Annotated in this window: 12 protein-coding genes and 3 pseudogenes; 2 read left to right on the top strand and 13 right to left on the bottom strand. The window is 64.8% G+C overall.

All coding sequences use genetic code 11. The annotated features are described in order from the left end of the window. Nucleotides 1-6 precede the first annotated feature (6 nt). The 6 genes and pseudogenes from AC0V8S_RS03100 to AC0V8S_RS03075 all read right to left on the bottom strand — a co-directional run bounded on the left by AC0V8S_RS03100 (nt 7) and on the right by AC0V8S_RS03075 (nt 7,123). A complete protein-coding gene (locus AC0V8S_RS03100; protein WP_095203741.1) occupies nt 7-462 on the bottom strand; it encodes a MarR family winged helix-turn-helix transcriptional regulator in 456 nt (151 codons plus the stop codon). Next, nucleotides 459-1,042: pseudogene (locus AC0V8S_RS03095) on the bottom strand (amino acid synthesis family protein). The gene AC0V8S_RS03100 and the pseudogene AC0V8S_RS03095 overlap by 4 nt, the downstream one beginning before the upstream one ends. Beyond that, nucleotides 1,035-1,919: a UPF0280 family protein gene (locus AC0V8S_RS03090; protein ID WP_475438562.1), complete on the bottom strand. Its 885-nt coding sequence runs from the start codon at nt 1,917-1,919 to the stop codon at nt 1,035-1,037. Before AC0V8S_RS03090 ends, AC0V8S_RS03095 begins: the two are co-directional and overlap by 8 nt. Beyond that, nucleotides 1,919-3,460, bottom strand: coding sequence for a 6-hydroxynicotinate reductase (locus AC0V8S_RS03085; protein WP_475436791.1), 1,542 nt, complete (start codon nt 3,458-3,460; stop codon nt 1,919-1,921). Before AC0V8S_RS03085 ends, AC0V8S_RS03090 begins: the two co-directional genes overlap by 1 nt. Next, nucleotides 3,457-6,215: pseudogene (locus AC0V8S_RS03080) on the bottom strand (molybdopterin-dependent oxidoreductase). Before AC0V8S_RS03080 ends, AC0V8S_RS03085 begins: the two are co-directional and overlap by 4 nt. 47 nt (nt 6,216-6,262) lie before the next feature. Beyond that, complete coding sequence (locus AC0V8S_RS03075; protein WP_475436790.1) at nt 6,263-7,123, bottom strand: FAD binding domain-containing protein; 861 nt, start codon at nt 7,121-7,123, stop codon at nt 6,263-6,265. Nucleotides 7,124-7,411: 288 nt separating this feature from the next. Here AC0V8S_RS03075 and pncA point away from each other — a divergent pair, with 288 nt between their 5' ends. Together pncA and AC0V8S_RS03065 are read left to right on the top strand one after the other, a co-directional pair. After that, nucleotides 7,412-8,026, top strand: coding sequence for a bifunctional nicotinamidase/pyrazinamidase (gene pncA / locus AC0V8S_RS03070; protein ID WP_095203737.1), 615 nt, complete (start codon nt 7,412-7,414; stop codon nt 8,024-8,026). Nucleotides 8,027-8,075: 49 nt separating this feature from the next. Beyond that, on the top strand, nt 8,076-9,485 hold the full coding sequence (locus AC0V8S_RS03065; RefSeq protein WP_475436789.1) for a sodium:proton antiporter: 1,410 nt from the start codon (nt 8,076-8,078) through the stop codon (nt 9,483-9,485). Here the strand turns inward: AC0V8S_RS03065 and AC0V8S_RS03060 are convergent, their stop codons facing one another. The 7 genes and pseudogenes from AC0V8S_RS03060 to pncB all read right to left on the bottom strand — a co-directional run bounded on the left by AC0V8S_RS03060 (nt 9,486) and on the right by pncB (nt 17,106). Then, nucleotides 9,486-10,208: an ABC transporter ATP-binding protein gene (locus tag AC0V8S_RS03060; protein WP_475436788.1), complete on the bottom strand. Its 723-nt coding sequence runs from the start codon at nt 10,206-10,208 to the stop codon at nt 9,486-9,488. It abuts the gene before it with no gap. Next, nucleotides 10,205-10,930 (bottom strand): ABC transporter ATP-binding protein, encoded by a 726-nt coding sequence (locus tag AC0V8S_RS03055; RefSeq protein WP_475436787.1) that lies wholly within the window; start codon nt 10,928-10,930, stop codon nt 10,205-10,207. Before AC0V8S_RS03055 ends, AC0V8S_RS03060 begins: the two co-directional genes overlap by 4 nt. Next, complete coding sequence (locus AC0V8S_RS03050; protein ID WP_183464710.1) at nt 10,927-11,889, bottom strand: branched-chain amino acid ABC transporter permease; 963 nt, start codon at nt 11,887-11,889, stop codon at nt 10,927-10,929. Before AC0V8S_RS03050 ends, AC0V8S_RS03055 begins: the two co-directional genes overlap by 4 nt. Next, a complete protein-coding gene (locus tag AC0V8S_RS03045) occupies nt 11,886-12,767 on the bottom strand; it encodes a branched-chain amino acid ABC transporter permease (protein ID WP_475436786.1) in 882 nt (293 codons plus the stop codon). The genes AC0V8S_RS03050 and AC0V8S_RS03045 overlap by 4 nt, the downstream gene beginning before the upstream one ends. 114 nt (nt 12,768-12,881) lie before the next feature. After that, nucleotides 12,882-14,186, bottom strand: coding sequence for an ABC transporter substrate-binding protein (locus AC0V8S_RS03040; RefSeq protein ID WP_183464712.1), 1,305 nt, complete (start codon nt 14,184-14,186; stop codon nt 12,882-12,884). A gap of 154 nt (nt 14,187-14,340) precedes the next feature. Continuing rightward, nucleotides 14,341-15,767, bottom strand: a pseudogene (locus AC0V8S_RS03035) (hypothetical protein). Nucleotides 15,768-15,801: 34 nt separating this feature from the next. Then, nucleotides 15,802-17,106, bottom strand: a complete 1,305-nt coding sequence (pncB, locus tag AC0V8S_RS03030; RefSeq protein ID WP_475436785.1) for a nicotinate phosphoribosyltransferase — start codon at nt 17,104-17,106, stop codon at nt 15,802-15,804. Nucleotides 17,107-17,108: the final 2 nt, after the last annotated feature.

Here is a 17,108-nt window from a genome sequence, read left to right as displayed (position 1 = left end):
CCGCACCTACGCAAGCTTCGCCAGCAGCTTCGTGAAGGTGGCGATCTCCTTGGCCGAGAGCGGCGCCAGCGTTTCCCTGGTGATCTCGCGCGCCAGCGGGATCAGCCGTTCGATCGCGTCGCGACCCTCGGCGGTCAGATTGACCAGCAGCCGCCTTTTGTCGACCTCGTGTTTGGAGAGTTCGACCAGGCCGCGCGCCTTCAGCCGGTCGATGACACCCTTCACCGTCGCCGCATCCATGGCGATCAGCGTGCCGAGCTGGTTCTGCGAGGTTTCGCCGACATCGCGCAGCTTGGCGAGTGCGGCGAATTGCGGTGGCGTCAGATCGCCGATATGCGCGGCGAAGATCGAGACATGGCGCTGGTGCGCCTTGCGCAGGATGAAGCCGACTTGCTCCTGCAGGAGGTAATCGTGTTCCTCGGGCTCTTCAGCCTCGACCAGCTTGAGCTCCCCGCCGCTCACCGCAGTCCGTCCCAGGCCTTGATGTCGGCGGCCGCCAACCCGCCCATGCGGTTGTGAACCCGCGGCCCGCAGGTCATGGCCAGACAAAAAGAATCTCGTCGGGGCGCGGGCCGTCGCTGATACCGACTTCCATAGCGTCGAAATGGCTGCGCACATAGGCGGCGTTGATGTGGCCGAGCGGCACGTCGAGCTTCGAGCCGAAGGCGCCGACCTTCTTGGCCGAGGGCACGATCGCCTTGGCGTCACCGAGCCGTTCGCGCATGGCGTAGCCGCCCGGCACATGCCAGAGCGCGCCGTGTTCCAGTTCGCCCGCCGTGCCGACGATGGCGCCCTTGCCGTAGCCGTCGATCTGCTTGACGTCACCGCCCAACGCGGCAATGAGCTTGTCGGAAAGCAGCAGGCCAAGCGGCTTCAGATCGTCCATGGCGCTCTGCAAATCCTCGACATAGCGCCCGGCGAACGGGTTCCTGACCACGGCCATGGCCGCCGCCCGTCGGCGCGGCACTTCGGCGACCGGCCCGCCTTCATGAAAGATCTCTTCGCTCAGCACCGCGACCTTGCGGATCGGAAACTCAGGCATGGGCAACTTCCTCCCTCGGATTTTTGTTGGGCGCGGCAAGCGCAACCGAGCCGCTGATGCGAGCCTCACCGCCAAGAAACAGCGCCGATCCGGCAATCAGGCCGCGCCGGCGAAAATCTTCGGCGACAGCAAGGCCATTGTCCAGCGCCTGCGCCACCTCACCAAATGCCAGCGTGCCGACGGCTTGTGTCACCAGCCGCTCGCCGAGATCGCTGTCGGGCGACAGTTCACGTGCGGGAATGCGCTTGATGGCGGGATTGCCTGGCAGGTCCACCGCGTTGGCGATCAGCGTTGCCGCCGCATCGGCCTCGGCGCCGGTCCGCGCCAGCACGGTGACGGCGTCGGCAATGCCAAGCGAGAAGGAGCGACCGCGCCAGCCGCTGGTGGCGACGCCGCGAACGCCATCTTCCGCGCGGATCGTGATCCGGTCGGCCATGCCGTTGCCGGTGCCGGCGACCGCCAGACCGATCGATCGGCCCTTGCCGATGTGAAGAGCGCTGTCGCCGCCATTGTTGACATAGGCACGATCGAGCTTGCGGCCGGCAAGCAATGCGGCGAGCATTTCGTCGGCTACCGATCCGGCAACGGCGGCCATCGGTGTTATGAAGCATTCCGCCAGGGGCATGACGGCAGCTTCCATACGGCGCGCCGTCGGGCCGGCAAAGGTGCGCGGTGCCAGGAAAAATGCCGGGAGCCGCAATTCGGGCAGTTCCTCGACCAACTCGATCAGGATCGTCTGGAAGCGTGCAACCGCTTGCTCATAGGCCAGCTGGCATTCCTGCGCCTCGCCAAAGGCCTCGACGATCAGATCGATCGGCCCATGATTGAGATGAAGCCGCTTGCCGTCCTGCAGCCAATGCGCTTGCGGGCCGTCCATCATCCAGTCCCGTTCGACGCGGCGCGCCGCAACTGTGCCAGCGGCGGCCATGGATTGTCGGACGGCGCACCGGTGCCGCGGCGCGGGTTAAGGTATTCGCCGCCCTTGGCGACGATATCCTCGACGCTGCGGATTTCGGCCTCGTAGCCGCCGAGCCTGACATAATCGTCGCGGCGCAAGGTGAATTCGATCGGCGCCACCAGCGCCGGCGTCGGCACATAGCCGAAGGCGCCTTCGGGCACGCGCGTGACATCGACCATCAGCGTGATGCCGCCGCCCGGCCAGACATAGACCGGCGCGCCGCCGACCGTCACATAGGTCTTCAAGCCCTGCACCGAGCGGGTCAGATTGACCGGATTCTCGGTGACACCTGCGCGCAGCGAGCCACCGGCGCCGCCGATAAACAGCACGGTGCACAGCGCCGGCTCGCAATTGTCCTCGATCAGATTGACCGACTTCTGCAGCCGTTCGGGGAACGGCTTTTCGACCGGCTTCAATTCGTCGTCGAGTTCGTAGTAGGCGAATTGCTCACCAGTCGTCGAAACCATCAGCAGCGACAGGCCCGGCCGCGCGCCCTTCTTGGCGTTCCACTCGCCGAGGATCGACAGCGGGTCGGATATGCTGGTGCCGCCCCAGCCGAGGCCGGGCTCGGAGACCTTGAAATAGCGGCCCGGCGTCGAGCGGCGGCCGATGATTTTGATGCCCGTATCCTGCCAGCCCAGCACCTTGCCGGCCTGGTGCTCGGAGACGACGCCGGTGATGTGGTCGTCGACCACCACCACCTCGTCGACCAGCCCGCGCCATTGCGTGGCGAACATGCCGATGGTCGCCGAGCCGCAGCCGACACGCATGCGGTGTTCCTGCTTGCCGTCGATGACAGGTGGTTTGCCGGCTTCGACGATGATGGTGGCGCCGCCGTCGATGGTGAGTTCCACCGGCTTGCGGTTGCACAGATTGAGCAGCGCGTCGCAGGTCGCCCGGCCTTCCGCCTTGGAGCCGCCGGTCAAATGATGCACACCGCCCAGCGACAGCATCTGCGAGCCATATTCGCCTGTTGTGACATGGCCGATCGCTTCGCCTTGCGAGCGTACGATAGCCGTTTCGGGCCCGAGATGACGGTCGGTGTCGATCTTCACCTTGACGCCGCAATACGAAAAAATACCTTCGGTGACGACGGTGACGAGATCGACGCCCTCGACCTCCTGGCTGACGATGAACGGCGCCGGCTTGTAGTCGGGATAGGTGGTGCCGGCGCCGATTGCGGTGACGAAGCGGCGGCCGGTGTTGAGCAACTCGCCATCCCATGCCTCGCCTTCGGCGACGAAGGGAACCATGGAGGCGCCAGTCTCGGCCGCATGGTCGAGGATGGTCAGCGGATCCATGCGCACGATCCGGCCGCCGGAATTGCCGTAGCGGTCGCAGGCGCCGGTGCGGCCATCGGCGATGTAGCACATGACCGGGCAGGCATCGCAACGGATCTTCTCCGCCACCTGCTTCTCGCCGGGATCATGGGTCTCAAAACGCTCGGCAAGCTCGCTCATGCGCGTGCCTCTTTTTCGCGGATGGCGGCGCGGATACGCGTCGGCGTCGCCGGGACCTTGGTGACCAGCACGCCGGTGGCGTGGCGGATGGCGTTGAGGATCGCCGGCGCCGTCGGGATCAGCACATGCTCGCCCAGCCCCTTGGCGCCGAACGGTCCCTCGGGATCGGGAACCTCGACCAGAATGGTCTCGATCGGCGGCACGTCGCCAATGGTCGGGATGAGATAATCGTGCAGATTCTCGGTGCGGCCGGGGATGTACTCCTCCATCAGCGCCATGCCGATGCCTTGCGCGATGCCGCCTTCGATCTGGCCCTCGACCAGCAGCGGATTGATCGCCCTGCCGACATCATGCGCGGCGGTGATTTTGATCAGCTTCACCGTACCGAGCTTGAGATCGACCTCGAGCTCGGCGATCTGCGCGCCATAACCATAGACGGCGTAGGGCTTGCCCTGGCCCTTGGCATCGAGCGGCAGCGTCGGCGGGTCGTAGGTCTCCTCGGCGCGGAAGACGAAGCCATCGGCGTCCACATCGAGCGTAGCGAGATCGATGCGGCGGGTGGCCTCGCCCTCGCGGATGACAATCGCCGCGCCGTCCAGTTGCAGAGATGCCTTTTCGGAAACATTGGCAAAGCGCAGGATCTTTTCGCGCAAGGCGCGGCCGGCCTTTTCGGCCGCCTTGCCGGTGACAAAAGTCTGGCGCGATGCGGACGTCTTGCCGGCATCGGGGCTGATCGCCGTGTCGGCGCTCTTCAACCGGAATCGTTCCAGCGGCAGGCCAAGCGCGTCGGCGCAGATCTGCGTGATGACGGTGTTCGAGCCCTGGCCGATATCGACCGCCCCCTGGTGCAGGACGACCGTGCCGTCAGCCGCAATGCCGACCCGGATGGTCGACGGATTGGGCAGCGAAGTGTTGCCGCAGCCATACCAGCAGGACGCCACGCCAACGCCGCGCTTCTTATCCCGGTTTTGACTGTTGAAAGCATCCGCGTCAGCCTCCGCCCGCTCCCAATGTGGCCGCAGCGCCTCGAGGCATTCGGCAATGCCGACACCGGACTCCAGCCTCTGTCCGGTGACCGTTTCGGATCCGTTCCGAAGGCAGTTTTTCAGGCGAAAATCGAGGCGATCGATGCCGAGTTTGTCGGCCAGCTCATCGTAGAGCGTCTCCTGCATGATGGTCGCCTGCGGCACACCGAAGCCGCGGAAGGCGCCGGAGATCGGGCCATGCGTATGGATGGCGCGGCCCTCGGCGCGATAGTTCGGCGTCGCATAGGGGCCGGAAGCGTGCACGGGCACGCGGTTGGCCACCGTCGGACCCCAACTGGCATAGGCGCCGGTGTTGAAATCGCCGGCAAAGATCATGCCGGTGACATGGCCTTCGGCATCGGCGCCAATGGTCGCTTTCATCTCGGCCGGATGACGCTTGGTGGTCGACATCATCGATTCGTTACGGGTGTAGGCGAGCGCCGCCGGCCGGCCGGTCTTCAGCGCGACGAGGCCGATCAGCGGCTGCAGCGAAACGTCGAGTTTCGAGCCGAAGCCGCCGCCGGTCGCGGTAGGCACGATGCGCACCTTGTCGACGGCAAGGCCGAGCACCTTTGCCGTATCGTCGCGGTCCATGTAGGGCGCCTGGGTGCAGGTAACGACGACCAGTGTGTCGCCGTCCAGATAGGCATGGCCGGCTTCCGGCTCGATATAGGCGTGCTCGACATAGGAGGTGTCGATGGCGCCGGAAACCGTGATGGCGGCGGCAGCAAGGGCTGCCTCGGGGTCGCCGCGCTCGACGAAGCCGGAGGTAAGCAGGTTCGAAGGGCGATTTGCATGGATCAGCGCGGCGCCGTCAGCCTGCGCTTCGGCAGGTTGCAGAAAATGCGGCAGTTCGGTCCAGCGGATAGGAAAATCCGACAGGTCGAGATCGAGCATCGCCTCGCGCTCGCCGGCGACCAGCGCCACCGCCTCGCCGCGCAGCCGCGCAAACCCTTCGGCGAGCGCCGGCTGGTCGGCGAACGGACCGATGACGCCAAAACAGTTTTTGCCCGGAATGTCGGCCGCGGTGAAGACAGCGGCGATACCGGGATGCGCCTTGGCCCAGCCGTCGAGATCGCCGAAGGCGAAGCTGGCGTGATAATGCGGCGAACGGACCACGAGTACCGCAAGCGCATTGGCGGGGAAGGAATCGCCGCCGAAGTTCTCAGCCCCAGTGACCTTCGGCACGCCGTCGAGCCTGACAGGGGACGCGCCGATCGCCTGGCCGGATCGGGCAAGCGGAAATCGAGGCTTACCACTTGCGAGGAGGCATCCATCACCGCCGCGATGATCTTCCGGTAGCCGGTGCAGCGGCACAAAATACCGCCCAGCGCATCCTGCACCTCGGTCTCGGTCGGTCGGGGCTTCGTGTCCAGCAGCGCTGTCGCCGCGACCAGCAGCGCCGGCGTGCAGATGCCGCATTGCGCCGCGCCATGCGCCAGGAAGGAGGCCTGCAATGCCGAAAGCCGGCCATTGGCCAGCCCCTCGACTGTCGTCACCGATGCGCCGGTGGCCGAGGCCGCCGACATCAGGCAGGCGCAGACCGGGTCGCCATCGACCAGCACCGTGCAAGCGCCGCAGTCACCGGCGTCACAGCCGACCTTGGTGCCGGTCAACTGCAATTCGTCGCGCAACACCTGGGATAGCCGGCGCAGAGGCGGCACATTGACCGAGACGGCGGCGCCATTCACCGCGAAGGCAATGGCGGCGCGTTCGAGGCCAGACTGCATCCCACCCAGATCGGGCAGAGCTTCACGGACTTCAGGCAGAACCTGGCTCATGCGGCCACCATATGATCGTTCATTGGTCCGGCGGCCGTCAGCACGGCCCGGGCAACAATCTCGCGCACGGCGTCGAGCCGGTATTCGGCGCTGCCGCGCACATCGGCGATCGGCGACAGCTCGGTCATCGGCGCGGACTGGATCGCAGCGGCGAGCCGGTGATCCGCAGGCAATCCACGCAGCGCCGTCTCAACACCGGCAAGCCGCTTGGCGACAGCTGAACACGATCCGACGGCGATGGCCGCTTCGGCCACTGTGCCGTTCTCGACGACCAGGCGCGCCGCCACCATCGCGATGGAAATCACGAGATAGCGCCGCGCGCCGAGCTTGACGAAAGCCGACGTACCGGCGGCTGCCAGTTTCGGCACGCGGATGGACGTCACCATTTCACCCGCTTGCAAGGCCGTGCGGCGGTTGCCGAGAATGAAATCCGGCAAGGACAGATGGCGCGTGGCGGTCACCGAACGCAGTTCGACTTCGGCATCGAGCACAAGCAGGCCCGGCACGCCATCGGCGGCCGGCGAGGCGTTGCAGAGATTGCCGGCGACGGAAGCGACGTTCTGGATCTGCGGTGAACCGACCTCGCGTGCCGCCTGTTTCAGCGCATCGAAGGCTGGCGGCAAGGGATGGCGGATGAGATCGGTCCAGGTCGTGCGCGCGCCGATGACAAAGTGGTCGTCCGTCTCGGCGATGCCGCGCAGCGCGGCGAGGCCGTTGATGTCGAGGACATTGTCGCGGAACGGCTTCGCGCCTTGCGCCGGATAGAAATCGGTGCCGCCGGCAAGGATGCGCCAGGCGCCCTCGCCAAGCAGCGCGAGCGCTTCGTCGACCGTGGTGGGTTTTGCGTAACGGATCACGCTTTGCCTTCCCAGAGAGTGGGCCTTCCCCGAAATAGCCCTCCCAGGGCGTTTACCCGGGCATGATCTTGCCGGTCCGCAAACCGGAAATTCATTCGTATGCAAATGATATCAAGCCGGCGGAAATTGTCAAAGCCAGAGTTTGACCTGTCGTGCCTGCCGCGGTGCGGGCAACAAGATTGTTACGCCTGCGGAGGTTGACGCGGCCGGCCATCTGGTCAAGTTTCTGCCTCCGGTCGCGTTCGCGGCATTTTCCACTGGAGCATGACGTACAGAAGAGGGAAGCCCATGGCCGACGAAGCGCTTGTTGTGATCGACCTGCAGAATGACTTTTGCCCGGGCGGCGCGTTGGCCGTGACCGGCGGCGACGAGATCGTGCCGCTGGTCAACGATATGATCCGGCGCGCCGACCACGTCGTGCTGACGCAGGACTGGCACCCCGCCGGCCATTCGAGCTTTGCCTCCAGCCATCCGGGCGCGCAGCCCTTCACCATGATCGAGATGCCCTACGGCCAGCAGACGCTGTGGCCGGACCATTGCATCCAGGGCAGCCTCGGCTCGGATTTCCACTCCGGCCTTGCCTGGACCAAGGCCGAACTCGTCATCCGCAAGGGATTTCGGCCCGCCATAGACAGCTATTCGGCCTTCTTCGAGAACGACCACACGACCCCGACCGGCCTCGCCGGCTACCTCAGGGAGCGCGGCATCGACACCGTCACCCTGGTCGGCCTGGCGACCGATTTCTGCGTCGGCTTTTCGGCGCTGGACGCCGTCAGCCAGGGTTTCAAGACCACCGTTCGGCTCGATGCCTGTCGTGGCATCGACCTCAACGGCTCGCTCGATGCCATGCTGCAACGCATGCGCGATGCCGGCGTGACGCTTGAAGACCAGTTGTCGGACTGAACCGACGGTGGGGCGTCAGGGGGGCTTTTCGCGGATCAGCGCAGGCATCATGGCGGCTGCGGCGATCGCCTTCGCCATGCTGTTTCCGGGAGCAGCCTTCGCGGCTGATGAACACGCCCTGCCCGGCGCCGCGATGTCGCTGTGGTGGGCGCTGCCCTTTGCCGGTCTGCTGCTGTCGATCGCCACCGGCCCGCTGCTGTTCCACCATGTCTGGGAGCATCACTACGGCAAGATCGCGGCCTTGTGGGCGGCCCTGGTCGTAGTGCCGTTGGCATTGGCCTTCGGCATCCCTTCGGCGACCGAGGCCGTGCTGCATGCGCTGCTCACCGAATACATGTCCTTCATCATTCTGCTGTTCGCGCTGTTTACCATTTCGGGCGGCATCCTTGTTGCCGGCAACATCCACGGCACACCGCTGGTCAATGCCGGGCTGCTGCTGGTCGGTGCGCTGCTGGCATCGGTCATCGGCACGACGGGCGCCTCTATGATCCTGATCCGGCCGCTCATCCGCGCCAACGACGCCAGGCCGTTCAACGCCCATGTCGTCATCTTTTTCATCTTCCTGGTCTCCAACATCGGCGGCTCGCTGACGCCGCTCGGCGACCCGCCGCTGTTCGTCGGCTTCCTGCGCGGCGTCGACTTCTTCTGGACGACCGCGAACCTCTGGCGCGAGACGCTGTTCGTCGGCGGCTTGGTGCTGGCGGTGTTCCTGGCCATCGACATCATCCTGCACCGGCGCGAGGCCGGCGCGCCGAAGATCAAGGACCCGACGCCGGATTCGAAGGTTCGCATCCGCGGCTTGCCCAACATTCCGCTGCTGGCCGGCGTCATCGGCGCCATCCTGCTGTCAGCCACATGGAGGCCGGAGGTCAGCGTCTCCATTCAAGGCGTGACGCTGGAACTGCAGAACCTGGTGCGCGACGCTGTCATCCTGGCACTCGCCTTCGTTTCACTAGCGGTTTCGCGTCAGGAATACCGCGCGGCGAACGGCTTCAACTGGGGGCCGATCGCGGAAGTGGCGAAATTGTTTGCCGGCATCTTCATCTGCATCGTGCCGGTTATCGCCATCTTGAGAGCCGGCCATGAAGGCGCGCTGGCGCCGCTGGTCGCGCTGGTCACCTCGGCGCAAGGCACGCCCAACGATCTCGCCTATTTCTGGCTGACCGGGGCGCTGTCGTCCTTCCTCGACAACGCGCCGACCTATCTGGTGTTCTTCGAGCTGGCCGGCGGCGATCCACACCACCTGATGACGGAGTTCGCCTCGACACTTGCGGCGATTTCGGCCGGCGCCGTGTTCATGGGCGCCAACACCTATATCGGCAATGCGCCCAACTTCATGGTCTACGCCATTGCCCGGCAGCGCGGCGTCGAGATGCCCGGCTTCTTCGGCTACATGCTGTGGTCCGGGCTGGTGCTGATCCCGACCTTTTTGATCGCGGGCTTTCTGTTCTTCGGCTGATCAGCCGACGCCGACATAGCGCCTGACCGCCGACGGGTCGGCGCGCAATTCCTCGACATCGACCGTCTCGCGGTTGCGGCCATTCTCGATGAAACAAACTCGGTCGGCGACCGACAGCACCGCATCGACGCGTTGCTCGACCAAAATGGTCGAGACGCCCATGTCGCGCAGCTTCGCCACTGTCTCGCGGATTTTTGCGATCATCGACGGCATCAGACCTTCGGTCGGCTCGTCGAGCAAAAGCACCTGCGGTTCGAGGCAGAGCGCGCGCGCCATGGCCAGCATCTGCTGTTCGCCACCGGACAGCGTACCCGAGCGTTGCCTAAGTCGCTGGCGCAGCAACGGAAAAAGGTCGAGCACGTTTTCGCGCACGGCCTTGCCCTTGCCGCGTGCCATCAGCCCGATTTCGATGTTTTCCGCCACCGTCATCTCGGCAAACAGCCGCCTTCCCTGCGGCACATAGGCGACGCCGGCCTTCGGCACTTCATGCGCCGGCAGGCCGGTCAATTCCTGACCGGCGAGCTTGATCGAACCCGCACGTGAAGGAACCAGGCCCATGATCGCCTTCAGCGTCGTCGTCTTGCCGGCGCCGTTGCGGCCGAACAGGCACAGCACCTCGCCCTTGTTCAGCACGAGGTCGAGGCCGTAGAGCACCTGGACCTCGCCATAGAAGCAGTCGAGTCCCGCGATCCGCAATGCTTCCGCCTTGTTCGTCTCAATCATGGGGCGGTCCCCAGATAGGCTTCCTGCACCGCCGTGTTTTCGCGGATCGCCTCGGGCGTGCCTTCCGCCAGGATCTTGCCGGCGTTGAAGACGGTGATGCGGTCGGCAAGCTGCATGACGACGGGCATGTTGTGTTCGATCAAAAGCACGGTGGCGTTTCTGGCGATGTCGCGCACCAGGGTGATGAAATTGTCGATCTCGCTGTCGGCCAGGCCTTGCGTCGGCTCGTCGAGGATCAGCAGACGCGGCTTCAGCGCCAGGCCCATCGCCACTTCCAGCAGGCGCTGGTGGCCATAGGACAATTGCCCGGCCGGCATATGGGAGCGATCGGCCAGGCCGGTACGTTCGAGCGCCGTCATGACGCCGGCCTTCACTGCACCCTTGGAGCGGCCATCGCTCAGCGTGCGCTGCACCGGCAGCGCGACATTGTCGTAGGCGCTGAGATTGGCGAAGACGCTGGTGATCTGGAACGTATAGGCGATACCCTGACGCACCCTGATATAGGCCGGCAGCCCGGTAATGTCGGCGCCGTCAAAGACGATCGCGCCCGAAGAGGGCTGGATGCGGCCGCTGACGAGGCTGACGAAGGTTGTTTTGCCGGCGCCATTGGGGCCTATGACGGCGCGAATCTCGCCCGGCATCAAGGTGAAATCGACACCGTCGACGGCGCGCAAACCGCCGAAATTGCGTGACAGGCCTTTCGTCGTCAAAAGCGGCGTCATGGCAGCCACCCAAGCCAGCGCTGGCGAATGCTGCCGAGAATGCCTTTGGGAAAGAACAGCACCAGAAGGATCAGCGCCACGCCGACGATCAGCAGATAGGCGGAGGTGTAGCCGCTGGTGACGTCGATGACATAGTACATGAAGACCGTGCCGATCAGTGGCCCGAGCGTCGTTGCGGCACCGCCGAGCAAAACCCATAGCAGCGGCAGGATCGAATATTGCACCGAGGCGAAGCTCGATCCGACATAGCCGAACAGCAATGCATAGGCAGCGCCCGAGGCGGCGCAGATCGTACCCGAGACGACCACGGCTATGAGCTTGTTGGAGAAGGTGTCGTAGCCCAGCATCTTCGTGCGTTCTTCGTTCTCGCGGATGGCGACCAGCACGCGGCCATAGCGGGAGCGGACGATCGCCAGCGTGACCAGAAGCACGAGCGAGAACAGCGCCAGCGCGCTCATGTAGCGCACGGTCGGATTGGTGAGGTCCAGCGAGGTCGCCCCGAAATTCAGCACGCGCGCCGGCTGCGGCACGACCTGGCCTTGATCGCCGCCGGTCCAGGTCGCGAAATAGAGGATCAGCAGATAAAACACCTGGGCGAACATCATGGTGACGATCATGAAGGCGACACCCGTGGTGCGCAGCGCCAGCAGGCCGATCATCAGCGCCAGCACCGCGCCGCAAGCAATCCCGCCGAGGAAGGCCAGCGGCACGCTCCAGCCGAGTTGGATGATGGCAAGGCCGGCGCCATAGAGCCCGGCGCCAAAGAACATGGCATGACCGAGGCTGAGCAGGCCGACATAGCCGAACAGCATGTTGTAGCCCATGGCGAACACCGCCAGCACCATGATGCGGGCAAGCAGGCCGTAATAGTACTCGGGCAAAACGAAGCTCAGCACGAAGAGCAGGGCGATGACGCCAAGATGCAGCGCATAGGCCTTTGCCGGCGAAGCTTCGCTCATCGCGACGCCGTCCCGAACAGGCCTTGCGGCCGGAACACCAGCACCATGGCGACCAGGAGCGTGGCGATGATCTTGGCCAAGGTCGGCGAGAAGAACATCGAGATGATGCCGTCGGAGAGGCCGATCAGCACGGCGGCGACAACGGTGCCGCGCAGCGAGCCGAGGCCGCCGATGATGACGACGATGAACGACAAGAGCAGCGGGTCCTGCCCCATCAGATAGTGCGCCTGGCTGATCGGCACGATCAGCACCGCGGCAACCGCCGCCAGCATGGCGCCAAGCGCGAAGACGCCGCCATAGACGCGCCCGACCGGGATGCCGAAGGCCTGCGCCGTCTCGCTGTCATACTGCGTGGCGCGCATGATCAGGCCGATCCTGGTGCGTGTCAGCACCAGCCAGGTGGCGATCAGGAGAAGTGCGGAAGCCGCAATGATCGACAGCTTGTAGCCGGAATAGCCGAACCACGGCAAAAGGATGCGGTAGCTGAACGGCGGCTCGACGGGCCGCGCCTCGGGGCCATAGAAGCTCAGCGCCAGCTGCTGGATGATGTAGAGCATGCCGATAGTGGCGACGATGGTGGCTTCCGGATTGTAGTTGAGCCGGCGCAGCACCAGCCGCTCGGCCACCAGCGCGATGGCGCCGACGATCAGCGGCGCGATCACCAGTGCAGCCAGGAAACCGAGCGCCGGGTGGCCACCGATCGCCGTGGTGATTGCCCAGGCAAGCACGGCACCCAGCATGAAGAACTCGCCATGGGCGACATTGACGACGCGCATGACGCCGAACACCAGCGAGAGGCCAAGCGCGGTAAGCGCCAGCACCGCTGATGTGACGAGGCCTTCGAGGGCGGCGAGGAGGAGATGGGGTCCGAAGTGCATTCAGGGCGCCCTTACCCTCCCCCTCGTGGGGAGGGTGACCGCGAAGCGGTCGGGTGGGGGGTGGGGCATGGGCCGTCGCGGCCCCCACCGTCTCACGAGGGGGAGGGGAAGGCCTCACAGCGCCTGCGTCGTATAATCCCCTTCGGCTTCGTAAAGCCCGTCCTCGATCTTGGTCTTGTGCACCACCTTCAGCTTGCCGCCTTCGACCTTGGAGATGTTCTGGATACCAAAACACTGGTGGATCTTGCCGTTGAAGGTTTTCGCGCCTTGCGGATGCTCCGGGCCTTCGGCGAAGGCGGTCAGCGCCTCGGTCGCCTCGACCAGCTTGGCGCGGTCTTCCGGGCCCTTGTAGCCGGCATCTTCCATCGCCTTCTTGACGACGTAGAGCGTTTCCCAGCAGCCGAACATATGCGCGGCGGTGGAGACGTCCTTGGGGTCGCCGACGGCCGCGCCATTGTCGTCGATGCCGACGGCCGCGCGATAGGCTTTTTGCGCTTCGCTGTCATCGGCCTGGGCGTAGCGCGGCGAGCCTTCCCAGAAATGGCTGCCGTCCAGGAATTCCAGGCCGGGGCTGTTGATGTCGGTGGCTTCCAGCGAATCGATGAAGCCGAACAGCTGCGGCCGGTTGGAGCCGTAGAATTCGCCGAGCTCCTTGACGAAGGTGAGCACGGCCGGACCGACCATGACGTGATAGATGACCTCGGTCTCGGGCGGGATCTGCGGAAAATATTTGGTGAAGGACGATTCCGTCGGCGGGATGGCGATCTGCGCAATGACGTCGGCCCCTTGCGCCTTCAATGCCGGCGGCAGGTAGTCGCGATGGTCGTAGCCAAAGGCGAAATCGGGGAAGATCTGCGTCACCTTCTTGCCGGCATTGGCCGCGATCCATGGTGCCATCGACTGGATCTGGCTCTTCACATCGGTGATGCCGGGCTGGAAGACGTAGCGGTTGAGCTTGGTCGAGGCGACGTGGTGGCCTTCGCTGACGACGAAATAGGGGATCTTGTTTTCACCGGCGGCAGGCGCCGAGCCAATGACGACATGCGAAAACAGTGTGCCGAAGACGATGTCGGTCTTGTGCTGGGTGGCGAACTTGCCGACCACTTCGGCGCCGCGGCCGGGATCGGTGCCGTCATCCTCGATGATGACCTCGACCTGACGGCCATTGATGCCGCCGGCGGCGTTGATCGCCTTGACCGCGGCGGCCGTGGTCTTTTCGTACCAGCGGCCATAGGCAGCGCCGATGCCGGTGCGGTGCGACTGGAAGCCGATCTTGATCGGCGCCGAGCTCTGCGCCTGGGAATAGCGGACGAACCCGGGCGCCACGGCAAGGCCTGCGCCGGCGGCCAGCCCTTTCAGCGCCGTGCGGCGGGTAAGTGCAGTCTTGGAGAGGTCGAAAAATCCGTTCTTGTCAGCCATGTTCGTTCCCCTGTTTTTCAGTCGTGACCAACGATGAGGCGGGTTCGGCATCCTCGCGCAGAGGGTGCGGAAAATTGCATGTGTACAAACTAAATCACCAAAGCCCTGATGTGGCAAGCGAGCTTTCCCCAACGACATCGGGGCCGCCTTTTTGTCATCCAACCGTTGGCGTGGCAAGCAGCCAGAGACCGAAGACGGTATAGGCGATCATCAGCAGCGTGAGCGGAAACTGGCTGAGCGCGGCACGGGCAGGTTGCGGATGCAGGCGCCAGGCAAAGCCGTGGGCGACGAGGACGGCGAGCACATGGCCCAGGATGATGGCACCGGCCTGGATATTCCACAGCCACCAGGCGGACTCCGCTCCGGCGACGATGCCGGCTTCGATTGGCATGTCGGCGGTGCCGAACAGGTTCCAGCCCAGCGCGAACGGGTCCGACAGCGAGGCAAGCGCATATTGGCCGTCGACAAGCAGCGCCGTCAGATAGTGCGCGACGTGATAGGCGAGCGCGATCGGCACGATCGACCAGACCAGCAGTCCGGCCGCTTGGCCGAATGGCTGAGTGCTGCCGGAAAGACGCAGGCCGAGCCAGACGGCGAGTATGAACACCGCTGCCAGCAGGACGAATGTCAGAACGAGCCCGAAGGTGCCGCTGCCGATCACGGCGGTGCGGCCGGGAATTCGAGCGGATTGACGCCGAACAGGCCGAGCCAGAAGAAGGTTTTCGACAGGCCGTCGAAAGACACCGACGACAGGGCCAGCAGCAGGAACGCGATGCCGCTGCGCGAAAGAGGCTCAGCCGCCAGCAGCTTGGCGCCCGGCCAGCATAGCCCAAGCCGGCCTTCCTCGTCGCGCTGTACGGGTGCGAAACGGGCCACCATCGCGAAGAAAATGGTCAGGAACTCGCCGCCGCGGCTCCACCGGGGATAGCCAAACACCAGCATGGCCAGGAAGGCGAACAGCCAGTAGAGGCCGGCGGCCCATGCTAGCCGTGCCGGATCGTCGGGTGCCGGATCGATGAGTTCGAACCAGGCAAAAGCGAAAAACAGGATGACGGCAGGCCAGCAGCCGAGCCATCGGGGGAGGCGCCATGGCCCTTCATCGCTTGCGCTAAACAGGCGCGAGACGAGGCGCCACGGCCCATACCACGGGTTGAGCCGAGACCAGAGGTCGCCGAAAATGCCTTGCAGCAAGGTGACGCCGGCCCACAGCAGCGTCCAGATCACCAGCGGCAGCGGGTTGGAGAGCGGGTCGCGGCTGCCGCATAGGCCGGCGGCAATGAGGATTGCGAAGCCGGCAAAGGAGATCAGGCTGACGGCAGTGCGGACGCTGTCGCCGAGGGTGAACAGCGGCAGGCGCCGGCGCCAGAAACGGTCGAGGGAAGCCGGCGGCAGCAGCGCCAGCACGAGGAAGCTGACGGCCACGGCGAAGGCGCCGCCGATCAGGTAGTAGCCGGTTGGGAGGAGGAGGACGTGGCCTCGATCGGAGGCGTGGGCGAAGGCGGGGGTGGGGAGGAGGGCCACCGAAGTGGCGATGCTTACAGGCAGAAATCCCGAAGGAAGGCGCTCTACGAGGCCCGCCAAGGAACTCAGCCTATCCAAGAGCCCGCCGATCCTCTCACACCTTGACCAGCTGCTCCACGCGATCCTTCTGCCCGAAGATCCGAAGATAGCGTTCAATCTCCTTGGGATCCCCCGTCGCCTTGGCCGGGTTGTCGGAGAGCTTCACCGCCGGCCTGCCATTGGCCTCGGTGACCTTGCAGACCAGCGATATCGCGTCGAGGCTGTTGGTTTCCGTCGGCGCGCAGCCTTCGAAATCATTGGTGAGGTTGGTGCCCCAGCCGAAGGACATGCGCACCTTGCCCTTGAAGTGGCGGTAGGTCTCCTCGATGGTTTCCACCTCGAGCCCGTCGGAGAAGATCAGCAGCTTCTGCTTGGGGTCCTTGCCCTTCTCGCGCCACCAGGAGAGGATTTTTTCGCCGCCCTCGATCGGCGGCGCGCTGTCGGGTCGGAAGCCCGTCCAGTCGGCCACCCAGTCCGGCGCATCGCGCAGGAAGGAGGCTGTACCAAAAGCATCCGGCAGCACGATCAAAAGGTTGCCGCCATAATAGCGCTGCCAGTCCTGCAGCACCTTGTAGGGCGACTGCTTCAGTTCTTTTTCCGAATTGGCGAGTGCGGCGAACACCATAGGCAGTTCATGCGCGTTGGTGCCGAGCGCTTCGAGATCGTTGTCCATGGCCAGCAGCACGTTGGAGGTGCCGGTGAAGGCCTCGCCGATGCCTTCCTTCAGCGCCTCGACGCACCAGCGCTGCCACAGGAAGGAATGGCGCCGGCGCGTGCCGAAATCCGAAATGCGGATGCCGGGCAGCGCCTTAAGCCGCTCGGTCTTGGCCCACATCTTGGCCTTGGCACGGGCATAGAGCACATCGAGCGCGAACGGCCCGAAGGCCCGCATGGCGGCGCGCGAGCGCATTTCGTTGATGATGGCGAGCGCCGGGATTTCCCACAGCGTGGTGTACATCCAAGGACCGGGGAAGGTCAGTTCGTACTGGCCGTCGCGCTTGGACAGTTCGTAGTCCGGCAGCCGGAAACCTTCCAGCCAGGCCAGGAATTCCGGCTCGAAGATCTGCTTGCGGCCGTAGAAATTGTTGCCGCCGAGCCAGATCATCTCCTTCTTGGAGAAGCGCAAGGTGCGGGCATGGTCGAGCTGTTCGCGCAGTTCGCCCTCGTCGATCTCATCGGCCAGCCGCACCGAAGTGGTGCGGTTGATCAGCGAGAAGGTGGCATCGACCTTGGGGTACATGCCCCAGATCATCTGCAGCATCAAAAGCTTGTAGAAGTCCGTGTCGAGCAGGCTGCGCACGATCGGATCGAGCTTCCAGGTGTGGTTGTAGACACGCCGCGCTATATCGGTTCTTGCCATGC

The organism is Mesorhizobium oxytropidicola, from assembly GCF_056174625.1.
The sequence above is the reverse complement of the archived record's forward strand: the minus strand, read 5'-3'. Positions and strand labels throughout refer to the sequence as shown.

Coding starts and splice junctions, on each gene's coding strand:
- AC0V8S_RS03090 (WP_475438562.1), bottom strand. CDS start 1,919: ATGGACGGCCCGCAAGCGCATTGGCTGCAGGACGGCAAGCGGCTTCAT.
- AC0V8S_RS03085 (WP_475436791.1), bottom strand. CDS start 3,460: ATGAGCGAGCTTGCCGAGCGTTTTGAGACCCATGATCCCGGCGAGAAG.
- pncA (WP_095203737.1), top strand. CDS start 7,412: ATGGCCGACGAAGCGCTTGTTGTGATCGACCTGCAGAATGACTTTTGC.
- AC0V8S_RS03065 (WP_475436789.1), top strand. CDS start 8,076: ATGGCGGCTGCGGCGATCGCCTTCGCCATGCTGTTTCCGGGAGCAGCC.
- AC0V8S_RS03060 (WP_475436788.1), bottom strand. CDS start 10,208: ATGATTGAGACGAACAAGGCGGAAGCATTGCGGATCGCGGGACTCGAC.
- AC0V8S_RS03055 (WP_475436787.1), bottom strand. CDS start 10,930: ATGACGCCGCTTTTGACGACGAAAGGCCTGTCACGCAATTTCGGCGGT.
- AC0V8S_RS03050 (WP_183464710.1), bottom strand. CDS start 11,889: ATGAGCGAAGCTTCGCCGGCAAAGGCCTATGCGCTGCATCTTGGCGTC.
- AC0V8S_RS03045 (WP_475436786.1), bottom strand. CDS start 12,767: ATGCACTTCGGACCCCATCTCCTCCTCGCCGCCCTCGAAGGCCTCGTC.
- AC0V8S_RS03040 (WP_183464712.1), bottom strand. CDS start 14,186: ATGGCTGACAAGAACGGATTTTTCGACCTCTCCAAGACTGCACTTACC.
- pncB (WP_475436785.1), bottom strand. CDS start 17,106: ATGGCAAGAACCGATATAGCGCGGCGTGTCTACAACCACACCTGGAAG.